Source organism: Skermanella stibiiresistens SB22 (assembly GCF_000576635.1).
Taxonomy (GTDB): Bacteria; Pseudomonadota; Alphaproteobacteria; order Azospirillales; family Azospirillaceae; genus Skermanella; species Skermanella stibiiresistens.
In genome coordinates this window covers 130211-157171 of sequence record NZ_AVFL01000011.1, presented here as the reverse complement: position 1 = coordinate 157171, position 26961 = coordinate 130211, and the positions used below count along the sequence as shown (strand labels likewise).

Annotated in this window: 27 protein-coding genes and 1 tRNA gene; 10 read left to right on the top strand and 18 right to left on the bottom strand. The window is 65.3% G+C overall.

Going from position 1 to position 26961, the window contains the following annotated elements; all coding sequences use genetic code 11:
- Window positions 1–11: 11 nt before the first annotated feature.
- The 6 genes from N825_RS16600 to N825_RS16575 form a co-directional block, all read right to left on the bottom strand.
- The gene (locus tag N825_RS16600) at window positions 12–1100 is read right to left on the bottom strand and encodes a mandelate racemase/muconate lactonizing enzyme family protein (RefSeq protein ID WP_037454072.1); all 1089 of its coding nucleotides are present in this window, start codon (window positions 1098–1100) and stop codon (window positions 12–14) included.
- Between the two features lie 48 nt (window positions 1101–1148).
- Window positions 1149–2213, bottom strand: coding sequence for an ABC transporter ATP-binding protein (locus N825_RS16595; RefSeq protein WP_037454069.1), 1065 nt, complete (start codon window positions 2211–2213; stop codon window positions 1149–1151).
- Window positions 2214–2243: 30 nt separating this feature from the next.
- Window positions 2244–3095: a carbohydrate ABC transporter permease gene (locus N825_RS16590; RefSeq protein ID WP_037454066.1), complete on the bottom strand. Its 852-nt coding sequence runs from the start codon at window positions 3093–3095 to the stop codon at window positions 2244–2246.
- Complete coding sequence (locus tag N825_RS16585) at window positions 3092–3964, bottom strand: carbohydrate ABC transporter permease (protein ID WP_037454063.1); 873 nt, start codon at window positions 3962–3964, stop codon at window positions 3092–3094. Before N825_RS16585 ends, N825_RS16590 begins: the two co-directional genes overlap by 4 nt.
- A 124-nt stretch (window positions 3965–4088) precedes the next feature.
- The gene (locus tag N825_RS16580) at window positions 4089–5459 is read right to left on the bottom strand and encodes an ABC transporter substrate-binding protein (RefSeq protein WP_037454060.1); all 1371 of its coding nucleotides are present in this window, start codon (window positions 5457–5459) and stop codon (window positions 4089–4091) included.
- 72 nt (window positions 5460–5531) lie between these two features.
- The gene (locus tag N825_RS16575) at window positions 5532–6212 is read right to left on the bottom strand and encodes an RraA family protein (protein WP_037454057.1); all 681 of its coding nucleotides are present in this window, start codon (window positions 6210–6212) and stop codon (window positions 5532–5534) included.
- A 185-nt stretch (window positions 6213–6397) separates the two neighbouring features.
- Here N825_RS16575 and N825_RS16570 point away from each other — a divergent pair, with 185 nt between their 5' ends.
- Complete coding sequence (locus N825_RS16570) at window positions 6398–7375, top strand: 2-hydroxyacid dehydrogenase (RefSeq protein ID WP_037454055.1); 978 nt, start codon at window positions 6398–6400, stop codon at window positions 7373–7375.
- Window positions 7376–7448: 73 nt separating this feature from the next.
- Here N825_RS16570 and N825_RS16565 read toward each other — a convergent pair whose 3' ends face one another.
- Window positions 7449–9452, bottom strand: coding sequence for a PhoX family protein (locus tag N825_RS16565; RefSeq protein ID WP_037454052.1), 2004 nt, complete (start codon window positions 9450–9452; stop codon window positions 7449–7451).
- Window positions 9453–9731: 279 nt separating this feature from the next.
- A tRNA-Leu gene (locus tag N825_RS16560) sits at window positions 9732–9816 on the bottom strand.
- A 229-nt stretch (window positions 9817–10045) separates the two neighbouring features.
- On the opposite strand from N825_RS16560, the gene N825_RS16555 reads away from it, so the two are divergent.
- Genes N825_RS16555 through N825_RS16545 form a run of 3 tightly spaced genes read left to right on the top strand, consistent with a single transcriptional unit; the run spans window position 10046 to window position 11834 of the window.
- On the top strand, window positions 10046–10627 hold the full coding sequence (locus N825_RS16555; protein ID WP_037454047.1) for a YqaA family protein: 582 nt from the start codon (window positions 10046–10048) through the stop codon (window positions 10625–10627).
- Between the two features lie 35 nt (window positions 10628–10662).
- Window positions 10663–11190, top strand: a complete 528-nt coding sequence (locus N825_RS16550; RefSeq protein ID WP_037454044.1) for a disulfide bond formation protein B — start codon at window positions 10663–10665, stop codon at window positions 11188–11190.
- Entirely contained in the window at window positions 11190–11834 is a 645-nt protein-coding gene (locus tag N825_RS16545; protein WP_084164792.1) for a demethoxyubiquinone hydroxylase family protein, read from the top strand. Before N825_RS16550 ends, N825_RS16545 begins: the two co-directional genes overlap by 1 nt.
- A gap of 194 nt (window positions 11835–12028) precedes the next feature.
- Here the strand turns inward: N825_RS16545 and N825_RS16540 are convergent, their stop codons facing one another.
- Together N825_RS16540 and N825_RS16535 are read right to left on the bottom strand one after the other, a co-directional pair.
- Window positions 12029–12592 carry an HNH endonuclease gene (locus N825_RS16540; RefSeq protein ID WP_037454271.1) on the bottom strand — a complete coding sequence of 188 codons (564 nt, stop codon included), beginning with the start codon at window positions 12590–12592 and terminating at the stop codon, window positions 12029–12031.
- Between the two features lie 193 nt (window positions 12593–12785).
- Window positions 12786–13448, bottom strand: coding sequence for an alpha/beta hydrolase (locus N825_RS16535; protein WP_037454042.1), 663 nt, complete (start codon window positions 13446–13448; stop codon window positions 12786–12788).
- A 136-nt stretch (window positions 13449–13584) separates the two neighbouring features.
- Between N825_RS16535 and gluQRS the strand changes: the two genes are divergently transcribed.
- Window positions 13585–14424 (top strand): tRNA glutamyl-Q(34) synthetase GluQRS, encoded by an 840-nt coding sequence (gluQRS, locus tag N825_RS16530; protein WP_037454041.1) that lies wholly within the window; start codon window positions 13585–13587, stop codon window positions 14422–14424.
- Window positions 14425–14431: 7 nt separating this feature from the next.
- On the opposite strand, the gene N825_RS16525 is transcribed toward gluQRS, so the two are convergent.
- The 3 genes from N825_RS16525 to N825_RS16515 all read right to left on the bottom strand — a co-directional run bounded on the left by N825_RS16525 (window position 14432) and on the right by N825_RS16515 (window position 17186).
- A complete protein-coding gene (locus tag N825_RS16525) occupies window positions 14432–15283 on the bottom strand; it encodes a DUF4743 domain-containing protein (RefSeq protein ID WP_037454039.1) in 852 nt (283 codons plus the stop codon).
- Between the two features lie 51 nt (window positions 15284–15334).
- Complete coding sequence (locus N825_RS16520) at window positions 15335–15652, bottom strand: hypothetical protein (RefSeq protein WP_245613142.1); 318 nt, start codon at window positions 15650–15652, stop codon at window positions 15335–15337.
- Window positions 15653–15854: 202 nt separating this feature from the next.
- Window positions 15855–17186, bottom strand: a complete 1332-nt coding sequence (locus N825_RS16515) for a branched-chain amino acid ABC transporter permease (RefSeq protein WP_245613141.1) — start codon at window positions 17184–17186, stop codon at window positions 15855–15857.
- A gap of 100 nt (window positions 17187–17286) precedes the next feature.
- Between N825_RS16515 and N825_RS16510 the strand changes: the two genes are divergently transcribed.
- Window positions 17287–17844, top strand: a complete 558-nt coding sequence (locus tag N825_RS16510; protein ID WP_051512465.1) for a hypothetical protein — start codon at window positions 17287–17289, stop codon at window positions 17842–17844.
- A gap of 31 nt (window positions 17845–17875) precedes the next feature.
- Here the strand turns inward: N825_RS16510 and N825_RS16505 are convergent, their stop codons facing one another.
- Both N825_RS16505 and N825_RS16500 read right to left on the bottom strand, forming a co-directional pair.
- Window positions 17876–18577 (bottom strand): alpha/beta fold hydrolase, encoded by a 702-nt coding sequence (locus N825_RS16505; protein ID WP_157619285.1) that lies wholly within the window; start codon window positions 18575–18577, stop codon window positions 17876–17878.
- Window positions 18578–18591: 14 nt separating this feature from the next.
- Entirely contained in the window at window positions 18592–19134 is a 543-nt protein-coding gene (locus N825_RS16500; protein ID WP_037454032.1) for a hydrolase, read from the bottom strand.
- A gap of 270 nt (window positions 19135–19404) precedes the next feature.
- Between N825_RS16500 and N825_RS16495 the strand changes: the two genes are divergently transcribed.
- Window positions 19405–20898, top strand: a complete 1494-nt coding sequence (locus N825_RS16495; RefSeq protein WP_037454029.1) for a DEAD/DEAH box helicase — start codon at window positions 19405–19407, stop codon at window positions 20896–20898.
- Window positions 20899–20912: 14 nt separating this feature from the next.
- Complete coding sequence (locus N825_RS16490; protein ID WP_037454026.1) at window positions 20913–21155, top strand: Lrp/AsnC ligand binding domain-containing protein; 243 nt, start codon at window positions 20913–20915, stop codon at window positions 21153–21155.
- Between the two features lie 17 nt (window positions 21156–21172).
- On the opposite strand, the gene ggt is transcribed toward N825_RS16490, so the two are convergent.
- Together ggt and N825_RS16480 are read right to left on the bottom strand one after the other, a co-directional pair.
- On the bottom strand, window positions 21173–22927 hold the full coding sequence (gene ggt, locus N825_RS16485; RefSeq protein ID WP_037454023.1) for a gamma-glutamyltransferase: 1755 nt from the start codon (window positions 22925–22927) through the stop codon (window positions 21173–21175).
- Window positions 22928–23021: 94 nt separating this feature from the next.
- Window positions 23022–23408 carry a hypothetical protein gene (locus N825_RS16480; protein ID WP_211098396.1) on the bottom strand — a complete coding sequence of 129 codons (387 nt, stop codon included), beginning with the start codon at window positions 23406–23408 and terminating at the stop codon, window positions 23022–23024.
- 313 nt (window positions 23409–23721) lie between these two features.
- Here N825_RS16480 and N825_RS16475 point away from each other — a divergent pair, with 313 nt between their 5' ends.
- Entirely contained in the window at window positions 23722–25686 is a 1965-nt protein-coding gene (locus N825_RS16475; RefSeq protein ID WP_037454021.1) for an AI-2E family transporter, read from the top strand.
- A 74-nt stretch (window positions 25687–25760) separates the two neighbouring features.
- Window positions 25761–26174 carry a response regulator gene (locus N825_RS16470; RefSeq protein WP_051512463.1) on the top strand — a complete coding sequence of 138 codons (414 nt, stop codon included), beginning with the start codon at window positions 25761–25763 and terminating at the stop codon, window positions 26172–26174.
- Between the two features lie 59 nt (window positions 26175–26233).
- On the opposite strand, the gene N825_RS16465 is transcribed toward N825_RS16470, so the two are convergent.
- Window positions 26234–26911 (bottom strand): SRPBCC family protein, encoded by a 678-nt coding sequence (locus N825_RS16465; protein WP_037454019.1) that lies wholly within the window; start codon window positions 26909–26911, stop codon window positions 26234–26236.
- Window positions 26912–26961 lie beyond the last annotated feature (50 nt).

The following is a 26961-nucleotide window of genomic DNA, read 5'->3' as shown; positions in this document are numbered from 1 at the left end:
GCCGCCGAAACTCAGGCCCTGATCTTCTCCAGACCGCTCCAGTCGAACGCGATGCCATGTCCCGGCCGCTCGGGCGCCACCGCGACGCCGTCCTCGACCCGCAGGGGCTCGGCGATGTAGCGCTCCAGGCCGAAGCCGTGGGCTTCCAGATAGGAGCGGTTCGGGCAGGCGGCCAGCAGGTGGACGGTCACGTCATGGGCGCCGTGGCTGGTCACCGGCAGGTTGAAGGCCTCCGCCAAGTGGGCGATCTTCATGAACGGCGTGACGCCGCCGCAGTTGGTGACGTCCGGCTCGGGATAGGTCACGCCGCCGCCCGCGATGTAGAGCTTGAACTCCCACAGGCTGCGCAGGTTCTCGCCCGCCGCGATCGGCAGGCCGCCCTCGCGGACGATCCGCGCGTGGCCGGCGGGGTCGTCGGGGATGGTCGGCTCTTCCAACCACGTCAGGTCGTAGGGCTGGAAAGCGCGGGCGGCGCGGATCGCCTCGTCCACGCCCCATTTCATGTTCGCGTCGACCATCAGGGGGAATCCCCGGCCCAGGTGCTCGCGCATCGCGGCGATCCGCTCGACATCCTCGAACAGGTCCTTGCGGCCGACCTTCATCTTGATCGCGCGGAAGCCCTTGTCCAGGTTGCCGTCGGTTTGGCGCAGCAAGGCGTCGAGCGGCAGGTCCAGGTCGATGCCACCGGCGTAGCAGGGCACGCGGGGATCGTAGCCGCCGAGCAGCCGCCAGAGCGGCAGCCCGGCCCGCCGCGCCTTGAGGTCCCACAGCGCCATGTCGAACGCCGAGATGGCCAGCACCGTCGGTCCCCCGCGGCCGCCGTAGTGCAGCGCCCACCACGCCTTCAGCCACAGCCGCTCGATCGCGTCGGCGTCCTCGCCGGCCATCAACTCGGTCATCTCGCGCGTCAGCACGGCGTCGATCGCGGCGCCGTTGCGGCCAACGGTGAAGGTGTAGCCGACGCCTTCCTCTCCATCGGCGTCGCGCAGGCGGACGGTGTTCAGCTCGAAGGCCTTGATCTCGCCGTGGGTGCTATCGCTCAACACCACCGGCAGGGGGATGCGGTAGAAGCCGGGGGTGATGGAAGTCAGCTTTGCCATTGTGCTTTTCTATCCAGTGCTGTGCGGTTCGGCCCGACCCTTCGTTCCTCAGTCCAGCCGCTGGCCGGACTCGGCGTCGAACAAGTGGACATGCGCGGTATCCGGCTGGATCCGCAGGGTCTCGCCAGGGTTGGGCAGGATGCGGCTGCGGAACAGGCAATCCAGCTCGGTGTGGCCACCCTTGACCACGATCAGCGTCTCCGATCCGGTCGGCTCGACCACCACGACCTCGACCGGCACGCCGGCGTCGCTCAGCGTGATGTGCTCGGGCCGCAAACCATAGATGGCGGGACGGCCGGACGCGGCGGCTCCGGTAAACCGATCGGTCGGCAGCGGCAGGCGCATGCCGCCGCTGGTCACGAAGGCGCCGCCCTCGATCCGCCCCTCCAGCAGGTTCATGGCCGGCGAACCGATGAAGCCGGCGACGAAGACGTTGCCCGGCCTGTCGTATAGTTCCAGCGGCGCTCCCATCTGCTCGACGATGCCGTCGCGCATCACCACGATCTTGTCGGCCATGGTCATGGCCTCGATCTGGTCGTGGGTGACATAGACCGTCGTGGTCTTCAGGCGTTGGTGCAGTTCCTTGATCTCGGCGCGCATCGCGACCCGCAGCTTGGCGTCCAGGTTCGACAGCGGCTCGTCGAACAGGAACACCTTGGGATCGCGCACGATCGCCCGGCCCATGGCGACGCGCTGCCGCTGGCCGCCGGACAGCTCCTTGGGATAGCGGTCCAGCAGCTTGGTCAGCCCGAGGATGTCGGCCGCCTTGTTGACCCGGACCTCGATGTCGGACTTCTTGGCGCGGCGCAGCCGCATCGAGAAGGCCATGTTCTCCGCGACCGTCATGTGCGGGTAGAGCGCGTAGTTCTGGAACACCATGGCGATGTCGCGTTCCTTGGGCGGCACGTCGTTGACCACCCTCGGCCCGATGCGGATCTCCCCGCCGGTGATGCTCTCCAGCCCGGCCAGCATCCGCAGCAGCGTCGATTTCCCGCAGCCGCTGGGGCCAACCAGGATGACGAACTCGCCGTCCTGGATGTCCACCGAAACGCCATGGAGAACCTGCGCCGCGCCATAGGCCTTACGGACGTCCCTGATCTCAACCGATGCCATAGCGGAATTCCTCTTTGTCGGGGGACGCGTTCAGCTCTTGACCGCTCCGGCCGTCAGGCCGCCGACCATGTAGCGTTTGAAGGTGTAGTAGATCGCGGCCGGCGGCAGCGCGTAGATCAGGCCGGTGGTCATCAGCAGTTCCCACGGCGAATCGTCGGCCGACAGGAAGTTGCCCAGCGCCACCGGCAGCGTGATCTCGGTGTCGCGCGACAGCAGCAGGAACGCGTAGAGGTACTCGTTCCAGGCAAGCAGCAGGGCGTAGGTCCCGACAGCCACCAGAGACGGCTTCATCAGCGGCAGATAGACCATCCAGAACAGCTGCATGGGCGAGGCGCCGTCCACCACCGCCGCCTCGTCCAATTCATAGGGCAGCTTGTCCGACGCCTGCTTGAGCACCCAGATGGCGTAGGGGGTCGCGACCGTCACCATCGCCAGGATCAGCGCCCACTTGCTGTTTAGCAGGCCATAGACGCCCATGGTCCTGTACATCGGGACCGCCAGGAACGCCGCCGGGATGAAGTAGGTGAACAGCGCCAGGTTCATCACCGTGCGTCCGCCCTCCACCTTCAGGCGGCTGATCGCGAAGGCCGCGAAGGTCGCGATCAGCAGTGTCAGCACCCCGGTCGAAACCGCGATGATCAGCGAGTTGGCCAGCTGTTCCCAGAAGTGGATCAGGAAATAGTGGTCCTGGTTCAGCACGATCTGGAAATTGCGCAGCGTCGGTTCGTCGGGCCAGAGCTTGCCGGAGAACGCGGTGTCGCGCGGCGAGATCGCGAACAGCACGAGATGGTATATGGGCAGCAGCGTCCACAGCAGCACCGGGATGCCGATCAGCAGGAGCTTGGCCTCGCCCGTGACGTTCTTGAGGATATTCGCCTTCATTTGGACAGACGCCTCATCATGAAGTACACCAGCGGCAGCACCAGCGGCAGCGCCGTGACGATCGCGGCCATCGACAGGTTGACCTGATCGAGGCGCAGGTAGCGGATACCCAGGGTCGCCAGCACGTGGGTCAGGTCGGCCGGACCGCCGCCGGTCAGCAGGTAGACGCTGTTGAAGTCGCCGAGTGTCCAGATCATCGACAGCACCGTGCAGGTCACGTACAGCGTCTTCATCGACGGCCACGTGACGAAGCGGAACTGCTGGACCGAGCTGGCGCCATCGACCGAGGCCGCCTCGTACAGGTCCTTGGAGATCGCCAGCCGGCCGGACAGCAGGATCAGGGTCCAGAACGGCAGGCTCTTCCAGATGTGGACCAGGATCGAGAAGGCCAGGCCCAGGGTCGGATCGTTGAGCCAGTTCGGCCCGTCCTCGGCGGTCAACCTGAAGATCAACTGGTTGATGATGCCCCATTCCGGGTTGAGCATGAACCGGACCGACAGGATGGTCGGGATCGACGGCACCGCCCAAGGCAGGATGAAGATCAGCGACAGCCAGCGGATCCAGATCCTGTCATGCAGGAAGAACCCCGACAGCAGCAGCGCCACGGCCATCTTGAGGTTGACGCCGATCAGCAGGAAGACGAGCGTGTTGAAGATGGAGCGGACGAAGATCGGATCTTCGAACAGCTCCACATAGTTGTGCGGGTCCCGCGCCAGCCAGAAGCCGTAACAGACGGGATAGACGACGAAGAACAGGAAGACCAGGACGTAGGGCACCAGCAGGATGGTGCCCCAGATCCGCGTTTGCGACCAGCCCTTGGGCTTGGGCCGTGTAGCGGTGCCCGTCTCGGAAACCGTCAGCGTGTTCATAGGATCCGCCGCACTCGTTGGAGAGGGAAACTGAGGGATCGCCGGAAATGGCGCCGGGGCCGACCGGCTTCCCCATCGCCCTCACGGCGACGGGGAGCCGAACGGCCCGGCTTCCGCCCAAGCCTTAGCCGGCGACGGCCTTGACGCGGGCCAGCATCTCATCGACCGCCTTGTCGACCGGCACCTTCTCGTTGAGGACGCGGTTGGCGGCCTTGGCCCAGACGTTCTCGTTGTTCAGGATCGTGAACTTGTAGTTCTTGGTGAACTCGAACGTCACGGTACCGGCCTTGAACTGATTGTAGACCGACTGGCGATGCGGGTCGGCCTTCCAGAACGGCCGCTCCTGGCCTTCCTTGGTCACCGGGAACCAGCGGCCCAGCGAACCCTCGACATAGGGGGTCAGGTTCTCCTCCTGCAGGAGGAAGCTCACGAACTCCTTGCCGCGGGTCTTGTTGCGGGCGTTGGCGAAGACCACGCCGGTCTTGACCGCCGCCCGGTAGACCATCTGGGAGCCGTCGGGCTTCTGCGGGAAACCGGCGGTGCGGATCAGTTCGTTATAGTTCTTCTTGGCCTGGGCCCGCTGCTCGTCGTTCAACGTCGCGTTGCTCATGTCGTCCAGCCACTTGGCCGCGATCGAGATGGTCGCGTTGTGGGTCAGGACGGTCGTCTTGTTGTGGAACGCGACGTTGTTGTCCGGGTCCTTCCAGCTGGTCGCCGACGGCGGCACGCAACCCGACGTGTAGGGTGCCGTGTAGTCGGTCAAGGCGCCGACCAAGCCCTGCTTGACGGCGGGATCGTCGACCAGGAGCTTGCCGTCGTCATCGACCATCTTGACGTTGTAGGCGTCGGCGAAGGTCAGGAACGAGAAGAATGAGTCGCTGCTGTCGACGCCCAGCGGCTGGCCGATGCCATAGCCCCGCTGGCCCGAAGCCTTGCGGTAGGCCGGCTGCACCTTGGAGCACCAGAACGACCAGTATTCCTTCCATGTCTTCGGAACGTCGGACTCCTGGAAACCGGCCTGGTTCAGCATATCGATCCAGTATTCGATATGCATGGTCTGCTGCTTGATCGGGAACGCGTAATAGGCGCGCTTGCCGCTGGCCTCGTTCTGCAGATAGGTCGTCTCGATCGTGTTCGGCGCGAACCGGTCCTTGAGCGGCGTGATGACGTCCGAGATATCCTCCAGCCGACCCTCGTAGGCCCATTTGCCGGTGACCTGGAAATCATAGACGTCGGAATAGGCCACGTCTGGCGGCGTGCCCGAGTCCAGCGCCGCGACCGTCTTCGGGATCATGTCCTGGACGGGATACTGCGACAGCTCGACCTTGACGCCGGTCTTCTCCTCGAACTTCTTGATCGCGGCGTAGAGCGCGTCGTCCTCGGATTTGTAGAAGCCCTTGACCCAATAGACGTTCAGCGTCTCCTGCGCCGACGCCTGTCCGGCGATGGCCGTCAGACCAACCGCGAAAACGGCACCCAACAATATAGATTTCATCGCATCCTCCACTGTTCTCATCGTCTTTTCTTTGACTTGTGTTCGCCAGACTTTCGAAGACCGTCACCTCCATCACATGATGCCGGTCCTCCCGAAGATGTCCTCGGTGCGGTCGCCGCGCTCGATCATCACCCGGACTGCCTCCTCGCCCTCGACCTTCTCCAGAGCCAGCGCCACGATCTCGGCCGCGTGCTCGCGGGGGATCGCCAGCACGCCGTCGATATCGCCCACGATCACATCGCCAGGAGCGACGCGGGTGCCGTTGCCGAACTCGATCGAGCACCGGAAGTCGATGACGCGACCCCTCACCCGCTGGTCCTGCGCGTAGGCTCCATGGGAGAAGACGGGAAACCCCAGGGCGCGAATGCCCCGGGTATCGCGGTGGAAACCATCGACCACGGCCCCGGCGGCACCGAGCGTCCGGGCGCGCGTGCTCATCAGTTCGCCCCACAGGGCGTAGCGCGGCGAGCCGCCGGTGCAGATATAGACCTCGTCCCGCTTCAGCTCGTCGAGAGCCCGGAGCATCAGGCCGAACGGGTTGGCTTTGCCGCTCTCGGCACCAAGGGTGTCACCATGGCAGTCGGCTTCCAGCACCGGCATGGCGCGGCCGGCGATCATCATGTCGGGGTCTAGCGCGCGGATTTCCGGCGGCAGGAACTGTCGGGTCAAGCCGCGCGTATCCATCACGTCGCCAATGACGGCGGTGAACAGCCGGGTTCTGATGAGTTCGAGAATGTCCGTGTCGTTCGGCACGGGCCTGCCTTCCCCTGTTATGCCGCTCTGGTATGGCAGCTTTGTCCCGATCCTACCGTGGCTTCATGTCACATCAAAGCTGGAATTGGTTGGAACGAAACTTGCCCAGGATTGACAGACGCGCCATGGTGTGCCGCCACCGTCCTGGTGCCCGTGTTCAAACCAATAAGGCGCTCCGAAAAGCCATGTCCAAGCCCGAGATCCTGCAGATCGCCCCGATGTTGCCGATCGTCACCGATCAGCTCGACAAGATGTTCACCCTGCATCGTTTGTGGGAAGCCTCCGACAAGGACGCCTGGCTGACGGAGCATGGCGCGCGAATCAGGGGGGTCGCCGCCGGAGGCCACGCCGGGGTCGACGAGAGCCTGATGGCCCGGCTTCCCACCCTGGAAATCATCGGCGCCTTCGGCGTCGGCTATGATCAGATCGATGCCAAATGGGCCGGCGAGCACGGCATCGTCGTGACCAACACCCCGGACGTCCTGACCGACGAGGTCGCCGACCTGACCATCGGCCTGCTGCTCTCGACGGTCCGCCAGATCCCCGGCGCCGAGCGGCATCTGCGGGAGGGCAAATGGCCCGCCGGCAACTATCCGCTGACCGCGTCGCTGCGCGGCCGCAAGGTCGGCATCCTGGGACTGGGCCGCATCGGCAAGGCCATCGCCAAGCGGTTGCAAGCCTTTGGCCTGCCGATCTCGTATTATGGCCGGCACAAGCAGGACGGCGTCGAGTTCCCCTATGTCGCCGATCCGGTCGAACTGGCCCGTCAGGTCGATATCCTGATCTCGGTCCTGCCCGGTGGCGCCGCGACCGAGAAGCTGATCGGCTCCGCCGTCTTCGAGGCGCTTGGCTCCGACGGCGTCTTCGTCAATGTTGGCCGCGGCAGCGTGGTCGACGAAGCCGCCCTGATCGAGGCTCTGCGCTCCAAGACGATCCTGGGCGCCGGCATCGACGTCTTCGCGGACGAGCCCAACGTCCCGGCCGAGCTGATCGCGCGAGAGAACGCCGTCCTCCTGCCCCACGTCGCCTCCGCCACGGTCCACACCCGCAACGCCATGGGCCAGTTGGTGGTGGACAATCTGGTGTCCTGGTTCGACGGACGCGGCGCCCTGACGCCGGTGCCGGAGACCAAGGCCGCGGCGGAGAAGGCTGGGAAGAAGTAGGTTGGGAGCCTTGGACCTGACGGGTGGCGTCAGGTCCAGCGCCCTAAAACGTGGGTGAGGTTGGAAGCCCCCATCACGCTCCGATCTCACCACCGTCCCGCTTGGTGATCACGACCACCGATGGCCTTGGAGGCATGCCTTCCTGGAAGTCCGGCCAGCGGGTGGCGGGTTTTTCGACGGTGGCTCCCGGAACCTCCGACGGGTGCTGGACCGCGACGAACAGGGTCTTGCCGTCGGGCGTGAACTCGGGACCACACATCTCGGCTCCGATCGGACACGCGAAGAAGAACTTGACCAGCGCCCGCCCGGGACCGGACAGGTCGCAGGCGTACATTCCGTCGGGGATGCCATTCTTGGTCTGCGCCTCGCCCTGATCGGTCGAGATCCATAGCCTGCCGCGCGGATCGAACGCGCAGTTGTCGGGCGACGACAGCCAAGTTTCGGTCGCCGGATGGTAGACGGCCTTGTCCTCCGACTTGGCGGGATCGCCGGCCAGCAGGACGTGAGCCCATCGGTAGCGGTCCGCCGTATGGTCGGCTTGGTGCCCCTCCCCGCCTGGCGGGATCAGCTCGACGATCTGGCCATGGCGGTTGGCGGCGCGCGGGTTGACGGCGTCGACTTGCCCGTCCTTCCGCTGCGTGTTGTTGGTCAGCATCACGTATACGCGACCGTTGACCGGATTGGGCTCGACATCCTCCGGCCGGTCCATCGGGGTCGCCCCCAGCGCGTCCGCCGCCCGGCGGGTCTCGATCAGCACGTCGGCCTGGGACTTGAAGCCGTTGGCCGGGGTCAAAGGCCCTTGGCCGTGGATCAGCGGCAACCATTCCAGGGAACCGTCGCCGTTGAACTTGGCGGCGTAGAGGGTTCCCGCATCCAACAGGTCGCGGTTGGCGGCCCGGTCGTTCGGGTCATAGCGGCCGGCGGTGACGAAGCGGTAGAGGTAGTCGAACCGCTCGTCGTCGCCGGAGTAGAAGACGACGCGGCCATCCTTGTTGACGATGCTGGTGGCGCCCTCGTGCTTGAAGCGGCCGAGCGCCGTCCGCTTGACCGGCACCGACGAGGCGTCATAGGGGTCGTACTCGGTCATCCAGCCGAAGCGGTTCGGCTCGTTCGGCTCCTTGGCGAGATCGAAGCGGTCCACGGTCTCGCGCCACCAATACCGCGACTTGGCGGAAATGCCATAGCGTTTGTAGTTGGCGGCTTCGGGCATGCTGGCCGGATCGCCGCCGCCGAAGTAGCCGTTGAAGTTCTCCTCCGAGATCATGATCGTGCCCCAGGGTGTCTTGCCCCCGGCGCAGTTGTTGAGCACGCCGAACACCTTCGTGCCGGTCGGGTCGGCGTTGGTCTTCAGCCGGTCGTGTCCCGCCGCGGGCCCGGAGATCCGGCAGGCCGTGTTCATGGTGATACGGCGGGCGTAGGGGCTGTTCTCCACCACGCGCCAGACACCCTGCTCTTTCTTGACCTCGATGATGGTGTGACCGTGGGCGGCCAGTTCGACCTGGGTCTCCTCCGGCGTGGTGCCACGCTCGGTCGGCTCCGTCTTGCCCGCCGCCGGTGGCCGGTACCAGTCGGTGAACATCAGGTCGGGCGTGGTGTATTCGTGATTGATGCCGAGCAGGCCGTGGTCCGAGCTGTTGGAGCCGAGCGGCAGCGGCTGATAGCCGATGTAGTCGCAGTTGTAGCCGAACTGCTTTTCCTGTGCCGCTCCCGTCTGCCGCAGGGGGTCGAAGGCGGGCGCTCCCTCCACCACCTTGTCTCCCCAGCGGATCAGGATATTGGCGTCGTAGCCGGCGGCCACCTGATGTGCTTCGCCGATCTCATGGGGCGCTTGGGTGAAGGTCAGGGTCGAGGGCCCCTTGGCGGCTTCCTCGGCCGCGGCGGCGCCGACCATCCTTGGCAGTGCCGCGGACGAGGCGGCGACCGCGGCGGTGGACGCCATCAGGCCTTTCAGCAGGCCACGCCGGCTGGGGCATGCCTGTGTGATTTCGAGCAGCGGCACATTGGCCGAAGTGTTGGAGCCGATATCGTCACGGTCTTCGACCACGATGGGCTCATAGCGTTCGTCGAGATTGGTCACGTCCCGTCCCCTCCGGTTTTCGCTTTTGCTTCTTGGACGTCGGCTCCTTCGTCGGAAGCCTGCCGCCTAAGCGGAAGTGTAACAAAAACGTCATCTTGGACGGAGGCGGAGAGGTAGGTGTGGCAGCCTCAAAGGTGCAGGACGACGAGACGCAGTAATCGCGGCGTCTCATGGGCGTTGTCGTCGACTTGGAGGCTATGAAGGTCGTGTGAGTTGGGTAGCCACGAACAAATTCACCGATCCAATCGGCGCTCGGCGAGGCTCACCTTCCTTGGAAGGTGGTGCGGGTGGTCGGAATCGAACCGACACTCCTTACGGAACCGGATTTTGAGTCCGGCGCGTCTACCAGTTCCACCACACCCGCACATTGGTAGTTTCGCCACAGTGATACTGCGGGAAAGTGGCGGAATAATACCCGCCGTCCCCGTCCAGTCAACGGAATTCCGACGGGCGATCGCGGTCGGGTTTCCCATGCGCGGTCGCTTGAAAGGGTCGCCGGTGGGACAATCGGGGCGATTGCGTGCGGTGCGGTAGGCTGTTAGACACGGGCGGCATTGTCGGAATTGTCGGAATTCCGTTGAGGAGGGCTTCGCGTGATCAGACGGCTTTACGATTGGACGATGCGGCTCGCCGGGCATCGCCATGCCATGTGGGCGATGGGGGCCGTGTCCTTCATCGAAAGCTCGTTCTTTCCGGTGCCGCCGGATGCCCTGATGATGCCGATGGTGTTGGCGCGACGCGACCGGGCTTGGGCCATCGCGACCGTCTGCACGCTAGCCTCGGTGGTCGGCGGCCTGTTCGGCTACATGATCGGCTATTTCCTGTGGGACACGATCGGCCAGCAGGTCATGGGCTTCTACGGCTACACCGACAAGATGGAACAGTTCGCGGCACTTTATAACGAGTGGGGCTTCTGGATCGTCGCGGGCGCCGGCTTCACGCCCTTCCCCTACAAGGTCATCACGATCGCCAGCGGCGTCACCCACCTCGACTTGGCCGTCTTCATGATCGCCTCGGTGGTCTCGCGCGGGGCCCGGTTCTTCCTGGTCGCCGGTCTGCTGTGGTATTTCGGGCCGCCGATCCGCACCTTCATCGAAAAGAACCTGGGCATCCTGGCCACGGCGTTCTTCGCGCTGCTGGTAGGCGGGTTCGCCGCCGTCCGCTACGTCTTCTGACCTCTCGGTCGAACGGATCGATTCCGTGGAGTGACATGAACGCCGTCGACACCCTGTCAGCGCCCCGCCTGCCCGCCCTGCTCCTGCTGCTGGCGAGCGCCGGGTCCCTCCTGGCCGCCTTCTTCTTCCAGTACGTGATCGGCTTGCAGCCTTGCGTGCTGTGCATCTGGCAGCGGTGGCCCTATGCCGCTGTGATCGTGATGGCGGGATTGATCCTGTTGATCAAGCCGGGTCCCAGGGCGCGGGCGGCGCTGCTGGCGCTATGCGGCGTGGCATTCCTGATCGGCGGCGGTATCGCCGTCTTCCATGTCGGGGTCGAGCAGCATTGGTGGACGGGCACGCCGGGCTGCGGCGTGCCCGCCTCGGCCACCTCGGTGGATGCGCTGCGGGCCCAGATCATGGCGGCCCCCGTTGTCCGCTGCGACCAAGTGGCGTGGTCGTTGTTTGGCGTTTCGATGGCGGGATACAATATCCTGATCTCACTGGCATTGGCGGTGATGGCCTTGGCCGCCGCCGCCCGCGCCGCGATCGGCGGCGCGGGTGAGAGACTGAGGAGCGCCTGATGACCCTGACGAACGAACGCCCCCTGCTGGCCGGCCCAACCGAGCACAAGCTGATCGCCTCCACCGCGGTAGAGCCAGCACTGGCCGAAGCGCCGAAGCCGACGCGGCCCCGTTACCTGCCGGGCGATCCCAGGCCGGACGAGCGGGTGAGGCGGATGATCCGCGTCGACCACGCGGGCGAGTACGGCGCCAAACGGATCTACGAGGGACAGTTGGCCGTTCTGCGCCACTCGCCCGTCGCCAAGACGATCCGGCACATGCAAGAGCAGGAGCAGGAGCACCTGGACACCTTCAGCCGGCTGATCGTCGAGCGCAGGGTCCGCCCCACCGTGCTTCATCCCCTCTGGCACGTCGCCGGTTTCGCGCTGGGCGCCGCGACGGCGATGATGGGCCAGCGGGCGGCCATGGCCTGCACGGTCGCGGTCGAGGAGGTCATCGACGAGCACTATGCCGAACAGGCCGAGGCGCTGGGCGACAGCGAGCCGGAGTTGAAGGCCCATATCGAGAAGTTCCGCGCCGAAGAGCTGGAGCACCGCGACATCGGCCTCGCCCACGAGGCGGAACTGACGCCCGCCTATCAGCTGCTGACCCGCGCGATCAAGGCTGGTTCGCGGGCGGCCATCTGGGCGGCCCAGCGGTTCTAGGCGGCAGACGTTCCAGAAACGGCTGGCCCGACCGGAACCGGCTGTCAAACGTAGGTCGGGTAGAGCGCAGAGGCACCCGACACCAACTCGCCTGCTTATCGGGTGCCGCTGCGCTCTACCCGACCTACGGCGACACTTCCGCCAATTGGTTTCTTGATAGGACTTCGGTAAGAACAGCCCGACGAAACTGTCCGTCAGAACGGATCAAGTTCGGTATCCCAGTAAAGAAAATCCCGCCAACTCTCGTGCAAGAAGTTTGGCGGGAATGATCTACCGTTTTCCTGAAGCTGATGCGCCGTCGGCTGGAAGGGTGGCATGAAGGGCACCATGCCACACTGATTGGGTAACCTGTTCCCTTTCCTGAGATTACACGCCGAACACGACGTGACGACATTCTCCCAGGTCGTTCGCCCGCCCTTGGAACGGGGGATGACGTGGTCGAACGTCAGCTCCGGGGTTGGGAACGGCTCGTTGCAATACTGGCAGGAGAAACGGTCGCGCAGGAAGACGTTGAACCGGGTGAAGGCGGGCCGGCGGGTCGCCGGGATGTACTCCTTCAACGAGATCACGCTGGGCAGCTTGATCTCGAAATTCGGCGACCGGACGACGCGGTCATATTCGGAGATGATGTTCACGCGGTCGAGGAACACGGCCTTGACCGCTTCCTGCCAGGACCACAGGGACAAGGGAAAGTAGCTCAGCGGACGGAAATCCGCATTCAATACCAGCGCCGGACAGTGATCGGGAGGTGGTGCCAAGCCCACGCCCTCCTCTGGTTCCCTTGCCTGTCAGGCCCAAGCGCCTGACTTGGATGCTCTCCTGTCATAGAACATCCCCGATCCAAACTCAACAAGCTGGACCGCGAGGTGTCTCGAACTTCATGGTGCTGTAACGATCAGACGCGCTGAACCGCCTGAAGGGGGCGCTGGGAAGGCTACCGTCGGCTTCGACTCATCCCAGCAACGCGCGCTTGAGGAAGAAACCACCGCGGGTCAGCCCTTCCTGGTCGATTCCATGACCAAGGCCCGGCCGTACCTCAACCTCCACAGGCACTCCGACGCTCTGGAGGATCGACTGGGCGGCTGGCAGGGACCGGGGCGGGACCACCTGATCGGCGTCGCCGTGGACCAGCAGCACCGGCGGGCGCGACTTGATCTCGGTGGCCAGCAACTCGGGAGCCAGCAGGGAGCCGGAATATCCCAGCACGGCGGCGACCGAGTCGGATCGCCGCAACGCCACGTAAAGCGACGTCATGGTACCCTGCGAGAACCCCACGAGGGCCAGCTTGTCCGCCATCAAACCGCGCTCGGCCAAGGCCGAGTCGATGAAGGCGTCGATCACCGGAGCGACCCGCTTGACGCCCTCGGTCAGCGCCGGCATGGAACGGTCGAGCAGGCTGAACCACTGGAAGCCGTAAGGCGACATGTCGCACGGGTCCGGCGCGTTCGGCGAGATGAACTCGGCGTCCGGCAACAGGGTGCCCCAATAATCCGCCAGCGAGATCAGATCGTCGCCATCGGCGCCGACTCCGTGCAGCAGGATCACCAGCTGCTTGGCCGGACCACCGGACGCGGGCGGGACCGAGGGTCCCGAGAGTTTTGCAAGGTCGCTCATGCGCGCTGTTGTGGCGATTGTGGTCTCCGCTGTCAATGGGCTACCCGCTGTCATTGGGTTACCCAGTGTGGATGGGCTGGATCGCGGGTGATCGAGGCTTGGCAAACCGGGGCCATTTGGGCCAGATGATGCCGCCATGAGCATCGTCACGCGCTTCGCCCCAAGCCCGACCGGGCACCTGCATCTGGGTCACGCCCACTCCGCCCTGTTCGGTTGGCATGCCGCCACCGACCAGGGTGGCCGCTTCCTGCTCCGTGTCGAGGACATCGATCCCAGCCGCTGCCGCCCCGAATACGAGGCGGACCTGCTGGAGGACTTGGCTTGGCTGGGGCCGCGCTGGCCCGAGCCGGTGCGCCGCCAGTCCGAACACATCACCGATTACCGGGCGGCCCTGGACCGCCTCGACCAGCTCGGCGTGACCTATCCGTGCTTCTGCACCCGACGCGAGATCGAACAGGAGATCGCCGCCGCCGGCCACGCGCCGCATGGACCGGATGGACCGCTCTATCCCGGCACCTGCCGCGCCTTGGCACCAGCCGAACGGGCGGCCCGCGTGGCGGCGGGAACGCCCTTCGCCACGCGGCTGGACACGCATCGGGCTTTGGAGTTGACCGGACCGCTGACCTGGCGCGACCGCGCCGCCGGGGAGATCGCGGCGACTCCGGAGATCCTGGGCGACGCGGTGCTGGCGCGGAAGGACGTGCCGACCAGCTATCACCTCAGCGTCACGGTCGATGACGCCCTTCAGGAAATCACGCTGGTCACCCGCGGAGTGGACCTATTCCACGCGACGCATCTGCACCGCCTGCTCCAGACGTTGCTGGGTTATCCGACGCCGGATTACCATCACCACGGCTTGCTGACCAACGAGCGCGGCGAGCGGCTGGCCAAGCGCGACAAGGCCGTATCGCTGCGGGCGTTGCGCGCCGCCGGCAAGACCGCCGCCGAAGTCAGGTCGATGGCGGGATTCCCGTGACGCGGGTTCAGAGCGGGCGGCGCAAACCCGTCACCAGATCCAGGTAACCCGGTTCCTCCGGCTTGAGATGACCGTGGCGGATCAGGAAGTCGATGATCACCAAGTTGACGTTGAACTTGAAGTCGTCACTGTCGCGGACACGCTCCGCGACCCGCTCCAGCGGCCACAACATGAATTGTTCGACCTCACCATCGGTGTTGCGCGGCGTGAAATCCTCGTCAACCTCCAAGTCATAAAGAAAAAGCGTGTCGGGCTTCAGCCCCGCCTTGTTCTCCATCAGGTAGGTCACGGCTCCCACCGGCACCGCGCGGCGCGCTCCCTCAGGGGACAAGCCGGCCTCCTCCCGCGCTTCCTTGACGAGATTCTCGTCCAGCGACAAGCCGTGAGGCTGCCCACCGGCGACCAGGTTGTCCAGCTTGCCGGGTGCTATGCCGCGGTCCATCGCCCGCTTGCCGATCCAGAGATGCAAGCCGTCCGATTTGCGGACATAGCCGTTGATGTGGAGCCCGAAGGAGCGGATGCCGAAATGGGCGACCGCCGCCCGGTCGATCCTCAACAACGGCTCGGCGCCCCAGGACGTGACGACAGGATAGTCCTCGCGCCGCAAACGTCCGATGGCACCCTCGGCGACCATGGTCTCCACTACCAGGGCCATGGCGTCGGTGCGGGCCTGGAAGGTGTCGAGGCTGGGGTGGAGGGCCACTCCGCCGGACTCAACGACGAAGATGCCGGTGAATTTCGTGAGGCGGTCCGCCAGCGCGTGGCGGACCCAGCCGATCTGGTCCGAGCCCACCCGGAAAGGGCGAAAGCCGGTCAGATCGTGGGTATTGCAGGCTTCGATGTGGTGCAGGTAGCTCATGGAGGAAGATTTAACCCTCCCCCATGAGGTTCGTCACGCGGATTTAGCGGCTCACTCGGCGGCGGCGCGAAAACGCTCCGACGTCAGGACGCTGTCGACATCGGGGATCTGGCGCAGGCACGCCGCGACGAACTCCGCCTCCGACGGCACCATTCCATGCATCTGAAGATCGATGATCAGTTCGTCACCCCGGATACCGCCGACGCGGCTGTGCCAGGAGGTCGGAACCAGCCCGCGCTTGGCGAACAGTTCAAGCACGCGCGACATGACGCCGGGATCGGCGTTGGCCTGGACGGAGAAGCAGGCGGTCGTGTCGGCGTCGTAAGGGCGGGATTCGGCACTGGGTGCCGACAAAGTGGGCATGGCCATCGAAGGCAATCCTTAAAGCGATCAAATCAGGTCAAGTAGCGGCAATCAACCCCGGCCCTCAGAGGAGGACCGGGCCGCTAATTCGCGCGATGATCGCAAGGTAGGATGCCGTGTACATGCCGATGACCATATCGGCGCCGCCTCACCCAGGTCAAGGGGCAAGCCACCACCAAGCACCGCACAGCCATGCGGCGGATTGGCCTCAGCCGCCACCCGATCGCTTGACTTCCTCGCGCTCCACACCGAGCAAGCCGGTGGGCCGCGCGACAAGCACTGCGATCAGCAAGGCGAACACGGCGACATCCTTGAACGCCATGGGAAACCAAGCCGCCCATCCCGTCTCCAGCAGCGCGATCAGCAGGCCACCCAGGAAGGCTCCGGGTATCGATCCGATGCCGCCGACGATCGCGGCGGTCAGGGCCTTGAACCCCAGCAGCGTACCCATGTACGCGTTGACGCCACCATACTGTAAGGCGACGACGAAGCCGGCGGCACCGGCGCAGGCGGCTCCCAGCGCGAACGTGCCGCCTATCGTCCGCTCCGTGTCCACACCCAGCAGTTCCGCCATGGCCCTGTCATCGCCACAAGCCCGATTGCTCCGCCCGAACGGTGTCCGCGTCAGCAACCACCACAAACCGGCGGAGCAGGCCAGCGTCAACGCCACGATCAGCACCTGCCCGATTGAGATCGTGACCGGGAAGCCGGAGGAGCCGGCCAGCGTGATCCTGCCCGTCAACACCGGGGCCAGCCAGCGGTCGCGTCCTCCCTGAAGCAGGCGGACACCTTCCTGAAGGGCGATGGCGGTCCCGATCGCCGCGATCAGCGGAACCTGCGTCGAGGCCCGCCGCAACGGCCGAAACACCAGCCGGTCCATCAACCACCCCTGCCCCGCCGTCAACCCGGCGGCGGTCAGTAGCACCAGCGGCAGCGTCCAGGGACTTCCCGCCGAAGCCATGAACAGCACGGCGGCGATCACCGTCTGGTAGGCGCCCAGCATCATGAGTTCGCCGAACGCGAAGTTGATCCGGCCGATGATCCCATAGACCAGCGAGAACCCAACAGCGAGCAGGGCGTAGATGCAGCCAAGGACAAGGCCGTTGACCGCCTGCTGCGCCGCGTAGAGCGCCGTGGTCCGGCCCGGGTCCTCCAGGGCTGGCGTGGAGCCTTCGACCGCGACCCTCGCCAGGGGTATGTCGAGCCCGAGCCATCGCTTGAGGAAGAACAGCCTCATCTCCGAAAGCTCACCGGTCTCGCTCGTCGCGACGCGCGTCGGTTCCAGCGGCGCGTTCTCCACCCGATGGCTGGAAAACCGGCAGGCGATCCAGCGGGGTCCGTCGTTCTCGGTGGCATAGTCGATGATGACACCGTCGGGGTCGGCTGGATCGGCGGCCCCCTGTCCAATCTCGAGCCCGGCGGGATCCTGTTCGAAGGCGCCGATCACGCGGCGGCAGGTCTCGACCGCGCCGGGGTCCGGGCCGCAGCCGGACAGCAACGGGATCAAGACGATGATGGCCGGCGGCGGACGGAAGGGCATGGGGTTGGCATTCCACCAATGCGCTGACGAGATCCTGATTGGCGGACAGCTTGCCCGACTTCATATCAGAGGGGTATCCCATCCCGCGAGAGGTTCGAAAATGATGCGTCCCGGATTGGTGGCGTGTTCGGCCGCCGCCCTGCTCCTGTCCGCCTGTGGCGCCAGCCGGGTGGTTTCCGACACTCCCAGCTCGGCTTATTCACCGCTGGAATTCAGCGTCGCGGGCAGTGGCCGCGATCTGAGGACCGAGGTCGTCGGCAACCCCTTTGGCGGGGACAAGGCTAGTTTCGACAAGTCGGTGACCGATCTCATGCAGGATCAGTATTTTGGCCCAACGACCCATTTCACGACGACGCCCGATGACGGCGCGAACCGTCTGTACAAGGTCGTGATGGTCTTCAACCCGACCGAAACCCTGCTCGGTTCGGAGATCTGCGCGGGCCGTCGGATCGCAACAGACGATCGGCCCGGCCAGCCGATCCGCTTGCGGGCCGCCTTCTGCCGCGGCGGCGCCCTGACCTCGACCAGCGGTTACGCCCCCGCCCTGACGTCGCCCGAGGACCCGACCTTCCGCACGCTGGTGGCGGACGCGACGTTCTCGCTATTCCCGATCCGCGACCCCAACCACAGCGACAACTGCCGCATGCCGAACTGCTGAGTGCCGCCCTGACCGCCGGACGGTTGGGCGGTCAGGCGTAAATCAGCCAGTCCCGCATCAGCGCCGTGGCGGCGAAGGGCCGCTCCAGCGTGACGAAGTGGCCGCACTCCTCCACCACGGCGAGCCGGGCGCCGGGTATCGCGTCGGCCATCTCGACATGCATTTCCAAGGTGGAGAGCGCGTCCTGCCGACCGCACAGGACCAGCGTCGGGCATGCGATGGCACCCAGATCGGGAAGCCCATCGGGGCGGTTCATGATGGCGGTCTGCTGGCGGAGGAAAGCGTCCTTGCCGACCCGCTCCGCCATCTCCATCACCACGCCGGTCAATTCCGCCTCGTCGGTGCGGCTCGGATGGATCAGCATTGGCAGCAGGCGCGGCGTGACTCCCCGGAACTCGCCCTGGTTGGCCAGCGCCATCAAGCCACGCCGCCTCCGGCGCTGCTCGTCGGTGTCGGCCCGCGCGTTGGTGTCGAGCAATGCCAGTTTGATCACGCGGTCGGGCGCCCGCCGCAGGATCTCCAGGGCGACGTAGCCACCCATCGACAATCCGGCCAAGGCGAAACGCGGCGGTGCTGAAGCGAGCACCGAATCGGCGAGAGCCTCGATCCCATCGTGCCCGGTCAGGTCCGCCACCGAGACATCGGCCACCTCGGTCAGGTACCGGGATTGATGCTCCCACAACGCCGCGTCGCACAGCAGGCCGGGCAGCAGGATCAAGGGGGACTTGGTCATGGGGGAATTCTTCATCATCGGATCAGGGGAAGCACCTTCTTGAAGGCCGCCGTGTCGGCCCGCCCGAGCCATTCGAACATGACCATCTCGGCCGTCACGATCTGAACGCCCCGCGCGCGCATCCGCTCCACCGCCAAGTCGCGGTTGACAGGTGCCCGCGAGCCGACCGCGTCGGCGACCAGGAAGCAGTCGAACCCCAGTTCGGCCAATACCAGCGTCGTCTGGAGCACGCAGACATGGGTCTCGGTCCCGGTCACCACGATCTGGGAACGGTCGAGTCGGCGCGCGCGCTCCAGGAACAGGGGTTCGCGAGCGGCGCTGAAGTTGATCTTCTCGATCACGGCGCCCTCCTGCAGCAGTTCGGCCACCGGCTCGATCGTGTGTCCCAGTCCCTTGGAATACTGCTCGGTCGCCAATACCGGAACCGCCAGTTCCGCCGCGGCTGACAACAGTTTCCGGATGGTCGCCACGACCGCCGGACCCTCGTGTATGGCGGGCGCCAGACGTTCCTGGACATCGATGACCAGCAGAATTGAGCGTTCGCGGTCTAGAAGCATGGCGCGATCCCTTGTTGCCGAACCCACTCTTTTCGACGTGCCGCTTGCGAAAACAAGGTCATAACACTATCGTGCGGCATGATGAGAAGCCAAGCCTATCGCGCCGTGTCCTCCAACACCGTTGAAAGCCGTTCCGGAACCAACCGGAGGGGAAAAAACGGTGCGACGATACGGATTGTTGACATGATGGTTTGACTTTCCATACTGCCGCTCCAATCTGTGCTGCAAGCCAAAGGGCTTACGCTGCTTTCTCCAACCGACACTGGCTTAATGAATTTTTCGGAAATTGGGCTCGGGCCCGAAGTCCTGCGCGCCGTCGAGGATGCGGGTTATACCCAACCGACTCCGATCCAGGAACAAGCGATACCTTGGGTCCTTCAGGGACGCGATGTCCTCGGGTGCGCCCAGACGGGCACCGGCAAGACCGCGAGCTTCACACTCCCCATGATCGAGATCCTGGCCAATGGCCGGGCCCGGGCGCGCATGCCGCGTTCGCTCATCCTGGAGCCGACGCGTGAACTGGCGGCACAGGTCGCCGAAAACTTCGAGACCTACGGCAAGCACCACAAGCTGAACATGGCGCTGCTGATCGGCGGCGAGTCGTTCGGCGACCAGATCAAGAAGCTGGACCGCGGCGTCGACGTGCTGATCGCGACCCCGGGCCGCATGATCGACCTGTTCGAGCGCGGCAACATCCTGCTGAGCGACATCAAGATCTTCGTGATCGACGAGGCCGATCGGATGCTCGACATGGGGTTCATCCCCGATATTGAGCGGATCGTCGCCCTGCTGCCGAAGATGCGCCAGACCCTGTTCTTCTCGGCGACCATGCCGCCGGAAATCAAGCGGCTGGCCGACAACTTCCTGATGAACCCGCGCGAGGTCTCGGTCTCGCCGCCAGCGTCCATGGCGGAAACCGTCACCCACGCGATGACGATCGTCCAGCCGGACGACAAGCGCAGCGCGCTCCGCCATCTGCTGAAGACCGAGGACGTCAAGAACGCCTTGATCTTCTGCAATCGCAAGCGCGACGTGGCGATCCTGCACAAGAGCCTGGAGAAGCACGGCTTCAACGCCGGGGCGCTGCACGGCGACATGCCGCAGAGCAAGCGCACCGAGACGTTGGAAGCCTTCAAGAAGGGCGAGATCACCCTGCTGGTGTGCAGCGACGTGGCGGCCCGCGGCATCGACATCGCCGGCCTCAGCCATGTCTTCAACTTCGACACCCCACTCCACGCGGAGGACTATGTCCACCGAATCGGACGCACGGGTCGGGCCGGCAAGCTGGGCCGCGCCTTCACCATCGCCAATCCGGAGGAAGGCAAGCAGATCGCCGCGATCTCCAAGCTGATCAAGCGGGAGATTCCGCTGATCTCGATCGACGGGATCGATTTGGCCGAGTTCGAGGAGTTGTCGGATCGGCGCCGCCGCCGTCCCGCCCGCAAGGACGAGGCCCGCCGCGACGAGCCGCGCAAGGAGGAAGCCCGCCGGGAGGAGCCCCGCCGCGAGGAGGAGCCCCGCGCCGCCGTCGCCCGCGCTCCGAAGCCTGTCGAGGCGCGTCCGCCCCGTCCGGAACGCGAGGCTCGACCCGACCGCGAACAGCGTGTCGACGTCATGCGCTCCGAACCGCCGCGCCGCGATCGTGACGATCGCCGCCGCCGCCGCGAGGAGGATGACGACGACGAGGTCGTGATCGGTTTCGGCGACCATGTCCCCGCCTTCCTGCTACGCCGCGCCCGCCCACTCGCCGCTCCAGAAGCTTGAAGGTAGACCTGCCGATGCAGACCATCTTCATCATGGTCAAATGCGACCTCGGACAAGCGTACGAGGTCGCAGACCGCGCGGTGCAGGATGTCGAGCAAGTGTCGGAGGTCCACTCGACCTCCGGCCAATACGACCTGCTGATGAAGTGCTACTTGGACGACGAGATGGATATCGGCCGTTTCGTGACTGAGCAGGTTCAGACCCTGCCTGGGGTGAAGGACACCTTCACCCTCATCACGTTCAAAGCCTTCACCTGATTTCCTCCACCTAAATCTCAGCGGCCGACGACCAAGCCCTCACGCCGAATGTCGGCGCCGCCGAGAAGCTTGCCATCCTCAACGGCGATGATGCTCAGGCCGCTGGTCAGATCGGTCGTCATGACGCCGTGCCCCATCCGCTCCAACTCCGCGGCCAGATCGGTGGCCGACGTCCCGGCCTCCAGCAAGGTGGCGGGTGGCTTGCCGTTGTTATTTTGGAAGTGCGGCAGCGCCGCCACTTGTTGCGGGTCCAATCCCCAATCGACCAGGGCGACGATGCTTTGGGCGACATAGGAGATGATCGACGAACCTCCTGGTGAGCCGAGCACGTATTTGACCTTGCCGTCCTTGTCGAACACGATCGTCGGAGCCATGGAGCTGCGTGGCCGCTTGCCCGGCTCGACCCTATTGGCGACCGGCTTGTCCGGCGTCCCGGCGGCGAACGAGAAGTCGGTCAGCTCGTTGTTGAGCATGAAGCCACGCACCATGCGGCCGGACCCGAAGGCGCTTTCCACCGTCGTCGTCATGGAAACGGCGTTGCCAAAACGGTCGATGATCGAGATGTGACTGGTCGCCGGCAGGTCGTGATGGATGCCTTCGAAGAACAGGCCCGTCTTGAACGGTGGTTCCCCCGCCTCCGCCGGTCCCATGTCCCTGTCCGTCCCGATCAATGCGCTCCGCGACGCCAGATACTTGGGATCGAGCAGACCACGCACGGGGACGTCGACGAAATCTCCATCGGCGACGTACCGGTTGCGATCGGCGAAGGCCAGCCGGTTGGCTTGCGTGTAAAGTTGGACCGACTTGACCGTGTTGGCGCCCGCGGCGGCCATGTCGAACGGCTCCAGCATCGCCAGTATCTGGGCCACCGCGATGCCGCCCGACGAGGGTGGCCCCATGCCGCAGACCTTGTAGGTTCGGTATGGTCCACAGACAGGCACCCGCTCCTTGATCCGGTACGACGTGAAGTCCTCCGCCGCTAGATCTCCGGGCCGGGGATCGCGCCTCACCGCCGCCACGATGTCGTCCCGGATGACCCCGGAGTAGAAGGCGTCGGCGTTGCCATGCTGGACCAGGGACTCGACCGACTGGGCGTAGTCCTCGTTCCGCAGCAGGGTCCCGGCGGTCTTCGGCGAACCTTCGTCATTGAAGAAGTACGCCTTGGCGGCTGGATCGTTGACGATGCGGGTGGATTCGCGGATCGAATCGGCGAGGCGCGGTGAGATCTCGAACCCGGCACGCGCCAACTCGGTCGCCCGTGCGGCCAAATCGGCCAGCGGCAGCGATCCGAAGCGCCGATGCATGTCCTCGATCAGGCGCGGAACGCCGGGCACTCCCGTGGACAAGCCGCTTTCAACCGCGTCGGCGAACGTCAGCCCCTCGAAGCGGGTGCCGGTCGCGGCGGCTGGGGCAGCCTCCCGCGCGTCGAGGGTGATCAGGCGATCGGCCGCCGCGTCTCGGTAGACCAGGAAGGCGCCGCCGCCCAGACCCGAGGACTGCGGCTCCACCAGTCCCAGGACCAGCTGTACGGCGATGGCCGCGTCGATCGCGTTGCCGCCGCGCTCCAGCACCGCCAAACCGGCGCGCGACGCCTCGGGGTTGGCGGTGACCACCATCTCCCGCTCGGCCGTGACCAATGGCTTCGCGCGAAAGCCGGTAGCGATCTCCGGCGGCAGTTGATCGTTCAACTGGAGCGACCAAGCTGGCGGCGGCGACACCACCGCCGCGCCGATCACGATCAGCCATGCGGCGAGCATCCGCGTCCGGTTCATCGAACAACCTCCCCGATAGTGACGAGCCCCGGTATGTTAAGGCCGGTTCGGCGAGGCTGTTCCCTCCAAAATCGTCAGGCTGTCACATTGCCCGTCACATGGGCGAGCCGTTACCACTTTCCTTGGCGAGATCACGGGCCTCCTCCAGGCGCTCCTCGCACTGGGCCGTGTCACCTTGCCGCCCAGCGTTGCGGGCGCCCAGCAACAGCGTCTCCAGCTTCGCCCGCTCGGCGGCGCCGACCCTGGGCTGCCCTGAGGACTGACCCGGCGACGCGTCCGGAACGGCGCCTTCGGGAGCGCCGTCCTGCCGGGGCATCGCGGGAGCCGTGTTCATTCCGTCCGCCGTGGGGTTCGGCGGCTGGACCACCCGGGCCGCGCCGACATCGGGCGGCTGGATCACGCCACCGGATTGGGCGAGACTTTCCGTTCCGGCGCTTCCGGCTTGCGGCGCCCCTCCCGACAGTCCGAGCGATCCAGCCATCCGGTCGACTTCCGTGAGACAATCCTGTTGCGCTCGAGCGGACGCGGCGGCTCCCGTCAGGAGGACCGTCGCCATCAAAACAATTCCCAATCCACGCATGCTAACCTCCTTGGCGAATCAGTGGCCGTGGTTGGCGTGTTCGCCCCTTGCATCCACAGTAAACAGCCAAAGGCGTGTTTTCGTCCCTTCGGGAAGGCGGGCGCAACAAGTCGTCGGGGCGGATGTTCACTGGGAACCCTTTCCCCACTGGTAGCCGTAGCCCACCATGTCCGTCACGACGTCCGGTTCCCCTGCCAGTAACAAGCCAGCATCCATGCCGGCCTTCACGGCACGGTCGCATCACGCATCCGCCAAGCCCATCAGCGTGCAGCCAGCCAAGTCCCCGGTTTCGCCCGGCACGACGCTCGGCATCATCGTGACCGTCGTCGCGGCCCTCTATTTCGGCCGCGACATCCTGATGCCGGTCGCCTTGGCGATCCTGCTCAGCTTCGCGCTGGCGCCGATCGTCGTCAGGCTGCGCCGCTGGGGCTTGGGACGCGTGCCGTCGGTCATCATCGTCGTCCTGCTGATGTTCATGGCGATCGTTGGCTTCGGCACGTTGGTCGCCAGCCAGATCGTCGATCTGGCGCAGAACCTCCCCAACTACCAGCAGAATATCCGCGCCAAGATCCAAAGCGTTCGGGGCGCCACCGAGGGTGGTGGCGGTGGCGTGATCGACCAGGCGTCACAGATGCTGCGCGATCTCAGCAAGGAGTTGGAGCGGGCCGCCGGCCCGGCCGCCGCGGGGGCGGTCCAACAGGGATCATCCGACGGCAAGGTCGACGTCCTGCGTCCGATCCCGGTCGAGGTCCACGAGCCGCGCCCCTCGCCGTGGACGGAGATCCAGACCTTCCTGGGACCCCTGGTGGCGCCGATCGGCACGGCGGGCATGGTGCTGGTGTTCGTCATCTTCATGCTGCTCCAGCGCGAGGATCTGAGGGATAGGCTGATCCGATTGGTTGGCGCCGACGACCTTCATCGAACGACGGAGGCGATGGACGAGGCCGGCGCCCGGGTCAGCCGCTATCTGCTGATGCAACTGGTCATCAACGTGGCCTATGGCATTCCGGTCGCCCTCGGTCTGTACTTCATCGGCGTGCCAAATCCGATCCTGTGGGGCGTGCTGGCGACGGTGCTGCGGTTCATTCCCTATGTCGGTCCCGTGGTTTCGGCGTTCTTCCCGATCGTGCTGTCCTTCGCGGTGTCGCCCGGCTGGACCGATCCGCTACTGACCATCGGACTGTTCCTCGGTCTGGAATTGCTGAGCAACAATGTGCTGGAGCCGTGGCTCTATGGCAGCAGCACCGGCTTGTCGCCGGTCGCCATCATCGCGGCGGCTGTCGTCTGGATCACGCTGTGGGGACCGATCGGCGTGCTGCTGGCAACACCCTTGACCGTGTGTCTCGTGGTGATCGGAAGGCACGTGCCACAACTGCAATTCCTGCATGTGATGTTCGGCAATGATCCCGTGCTGCCGGTCGAGGCGAGGTTCTATCAGCGACTGCTGGCGCGCGATCCCGCCGAGGCGGCCGAACTTGTCGAGGAAGCCGCCGAGAACCGCCCGCTGGGCGTCCTGTACGACGAAATGGTGCTTCCCGCCCTTCACCTCGCCGAGGCTGACCGCCAGCGTGGCGCGATCGACAACACGACCCAGGCGGCGGTCGCCGAAGGCATCGAGACGGTGGTGGAGACGCTGGACGATTACGAGCAGAAGCCGGAGAAGGCGACCGACGGCAAACAAGCGGAAGCCAAAGCGGTGGAAGCCGGGAACGCCAAGCCAGGAGACAACGAGGTCACATCCGCCAGCCCCGCCTCGGAAGCCGCGGCACCCACTGTTCCGGCCCGTATCCTCTGCATCGCCGGACGGAATGAGCTTGATCGCGCGGCATCCACCCTGCTGGCCCATCTGCTCGAACGCGATGGCTTCAAGGCGGAGTCACTGCCCTGCGAGTCGGTGGCGCTCCGCAACCTGCCGCGGCTGGACGTGGCGGATGTTCGCCTGATTTGCCTGTCCTACCTCAATCCTGGGTCGGTCCAGCACGCGCGCCGCGTGGTGCGACGGCTGCGGACGCGGCTAGGCGCTTCGACGCCCATCATCGTGGGGCTTTGGAGTGGCGAGGGCACCTCACCCCCGCATGACGCCGAGAGCTTGATTGGCGCCGATGGACTGGAAACTTCCCTGAGTGGAACCGCCTCCCACATCAAGGAATTGCAAATCTTCCGGAGTAATGGGGGCTGATCCGCAACGGCCCGTGTTGAGATTTCCATGGGAACGAGAATATCGGATGGCCTATTTGGCGAAAGGGGATTTACGTGCGCGGAGTCCGTCTGATCATCGCCGAGGATCAGTTGTTGGTGGCACTCGATATGGAAACGATCGTGACGGGTGCCGGTCACGAAGTCTGCGGCATCGCGTCGAACGCCGACGAGGCTTTGACCTTGGTGGCCGAATACCGTCCCGATCTGGCGCTTCTGGATGTCGAACTGGGCGGCACCGATGGCTTGGAGGCCGCACGTCTGATCATGGACCGCTGGCAGGTTCCGACACTGCTGGTGACCGGTCACGTCACAATGGAGATAGCCCGGGACGCGGGCGTGATCGGCCTGGTCCGGAAGCCCTTCACGGAACGAACCCTGCTGGCCACCATCGACGCCTGCTTGGCGTGGCTTGCCCATGGAGTGGTCCAGGAGCCTCGGCCACCCGGCTTCATCGGTCCCGACATCTGACCGGCACCGCATGAGGAGGGAGGCACCCGTGGCGCCTCCCCACCATCATCGCCCGTCAGTCAGGCTGCCGGTGACCGCATGCGGTTGGTCGTGATCTCGCCGGCTTCCATCAACTGCTTCAGCCGACGCAGCGCGCGGTGGGCTTGCAATTGCGGCTCCTGCCCGGTGAGCATGGCGACGCCTTGTCCCAGCTTGCCGAACGGCGCGTCATAGGTCAGCTCAAGGCGCACTTCGGTACCCCGATCACCTGGCGCGTCGTTGAACGTGACCTTGCCGGAATTCTTGACGTCGGCGTCGCCGACGCTCCGCCAAGCGATGCGCTGGTTCTCGCTCTCGTCGGTGACCTCCGCGTCGAAGCGCACCTTGGCGCCGCCAGGACCGGTGACGACCCAATGGGAATGGCGCTGGTCGCGCGTGTCGATGCGGTCGATTTCCGGCATGATCCGCGACAAGTTGCCGAAGTCGCGCCAGAACTTGTAAAGCTCCTCGCGCGGCTTGTTGATCGTGACCGTGTGGTGGATCGTGACCGGTTTGGAAACGGCTCGCGGCAGTTCGCGCAGGTCCGGCAGATGAAGCTTCTCCCGGACGGCTTCATTGGCGACCCCACTGGCGAGCAGTCCGGCGCCGGCCGCCGTCAAGGCGGCTCCCGCCCAGCCGCCGCGCCGGAAACCCTGCAACGCCAGTAGCCCGCCACCGGCGAGCAAGGCGTAACGGCCCCAATGATCTGGCGGCGTCATCGATCGATCCATGGTTCTTTCTCCCCTCGCGGTTCCTTCGGATATCCTCG

Excerpts from the sequence above, each read along its gene's own strand:
- N825_RS16600 (WP_037454072.1), bottom strand. The coding sequence starts at position 1,100 with ATGGCAAAGCTGACTTCCATCACCCCCGGCTTCTACCGCATCCCCCTG.
- N825_RS16595 (WP_037454069.1), bottom strand. The coding sequence starts at position 2,213 with ATGGCATCGGTTGAGATCAGGGACGTCCGTAAGGCCTATGGCGCGGCG.
- N825_RS16590 (WP_037454066.1), bottom strand. The coding sequence starts at position 3,095 with ATGAAGGCGAATATCCTCAAGAACGTCACGGGCGAGGCCAAGCTCCTG.
- N825_RS16585 (WP_037454063.1), bottom strand. The coding sequence starts at position 3,964 with ATGAACACGCTGACGGTTTCCGAGACGGGCACCGCTACACGGCCCAAG.
- N825_RS16580 (WP_037454060.1), bottom strand. The coding sequence starts at position 5,459 with ATGAAATCTATATTGTTGGGTGCCGTTTTCGCGGTTGGTCTGACGGCC.
- N825_RS16570 (WP_037454055.1), top strand. The coding sequence starts at position 6,398 with ATGTCCAAGCCCGAGATCCTGCAGATCGCCCCGATGTTGCCGATCGTC.
- N825_RS16550 (WP_037454044.1), top strand. The coding sequence starts at position 10,663 with ATGAACGCCGTCGACACCCTGTCAGCGCCCCGCCTGCCCGCCCTGCTC.
- N825_RS16545 (WP_084164792.1), top strand. The coding sequence starts at position 11,190 with ATGACCCTGACGAACGAACGCCCCCTGCTGGCCGGCCCAACCGAGCAC.
- N825_RS16535 (WP_037454042.1), bottom strand. The coding sequence starts at position 13,448 with ATGAGCGACCTTGCAAAACTCTCGGGACCCTCGGTCCCGCCCGCGTCC.
- gluQRS (WP_037454041.1), top strand. The coding sequence starts at position 13,585 with ATGAGCATCGTCACGCGCTTCGCCCCAAGCCCGACCGGGCACCTGCAT.
- N825_RS16525 (WP_037454039.1), bottom strand. The coding sequence starts at position 15,283 with ATGAGCTACCTGCACCACATCGAAGCCTGCAATACCCACGATCTGACC.
- N825_RS16520 (WP_245613142.1), bottom strand. The coding sequence starts at position 15,652 with ATGGCCATGCCCACTTTGTCGGCACCCAGTGCCGAATCCCGCCCTTAC.
- N825_RS16515 (WP_245613141.1), bottom strand. The coding sequence starts at position 17,186 with ATGCCCTTCCGTCCGCCGCCGGCCATCATCGTCTTGATCCCGTTGCTG.
- N825_RS16510 (WP_051512465.1), top strand. The coding sequence starts at position 17,287 with ATGATGCGTCCCGGATTGGTGGCGTGTTCGGCCGCCGCCCTGCTCCTG.
- N825_RS16505 (WP_157619285.1), bottom strand. The coding sequence starts at position 18,577 with ATGACCAAGTCCCCCTTGATCCTGCTGCCCGGCCTGCTGTGCGACGCG.
- N825_RS16500 (WP_037454032.1), bottom strand. The coding sequence starts at position 19,134 with ATGCTTCTAGACCGCGAACGCTCAATTCTGCTGGTCATCGATGTCCAG.
- N825_RS16495 (WP_037454029.1), top strand. The coding sequence starts at position 19,405 with ATGAATTTTTCGGAAATTGGGCTCGGGCCCGAAGTCCTGCGCGCCGTC.
- N825_RS16490 (WP_037454026.1), top strand. The coding sequence starts at position 20,913 with ATGCAGACCATCTTCATCATGGTCAAATGCGACCTCGGACAAGCGTAC.
- ggt (WP_037454023.1), bottom strand. The coding sequence starts at position 22,927 with ATGAACCGGACGCGGATGCTCGCCGCATGGCTGATCGTGATCGGCGCG.
- N825_RS16480 (WP_211098396.1), bottom strand. The coding sequence starts at position 23,408 with ATGGCTGGATCGCTCGGACTGTCGGGAGGGGCGCCGCAAGCCGGAAGC.
- N825_RS16475 (WP_037454021.1), top strand. The coding sequence starts at position 23,722 with ATGCCGGCCTTCACGGCACGGTCGCATCACGCATCCGCCAAGCCCATC.
- N825_RS16465 (WP_037454019.1), bottom strand. The coding sequence starts at position 26,911 with ATGACGCCGCCAGATCATTGGGGCCGTTACGCCTTGCTCGCCGGTGGC.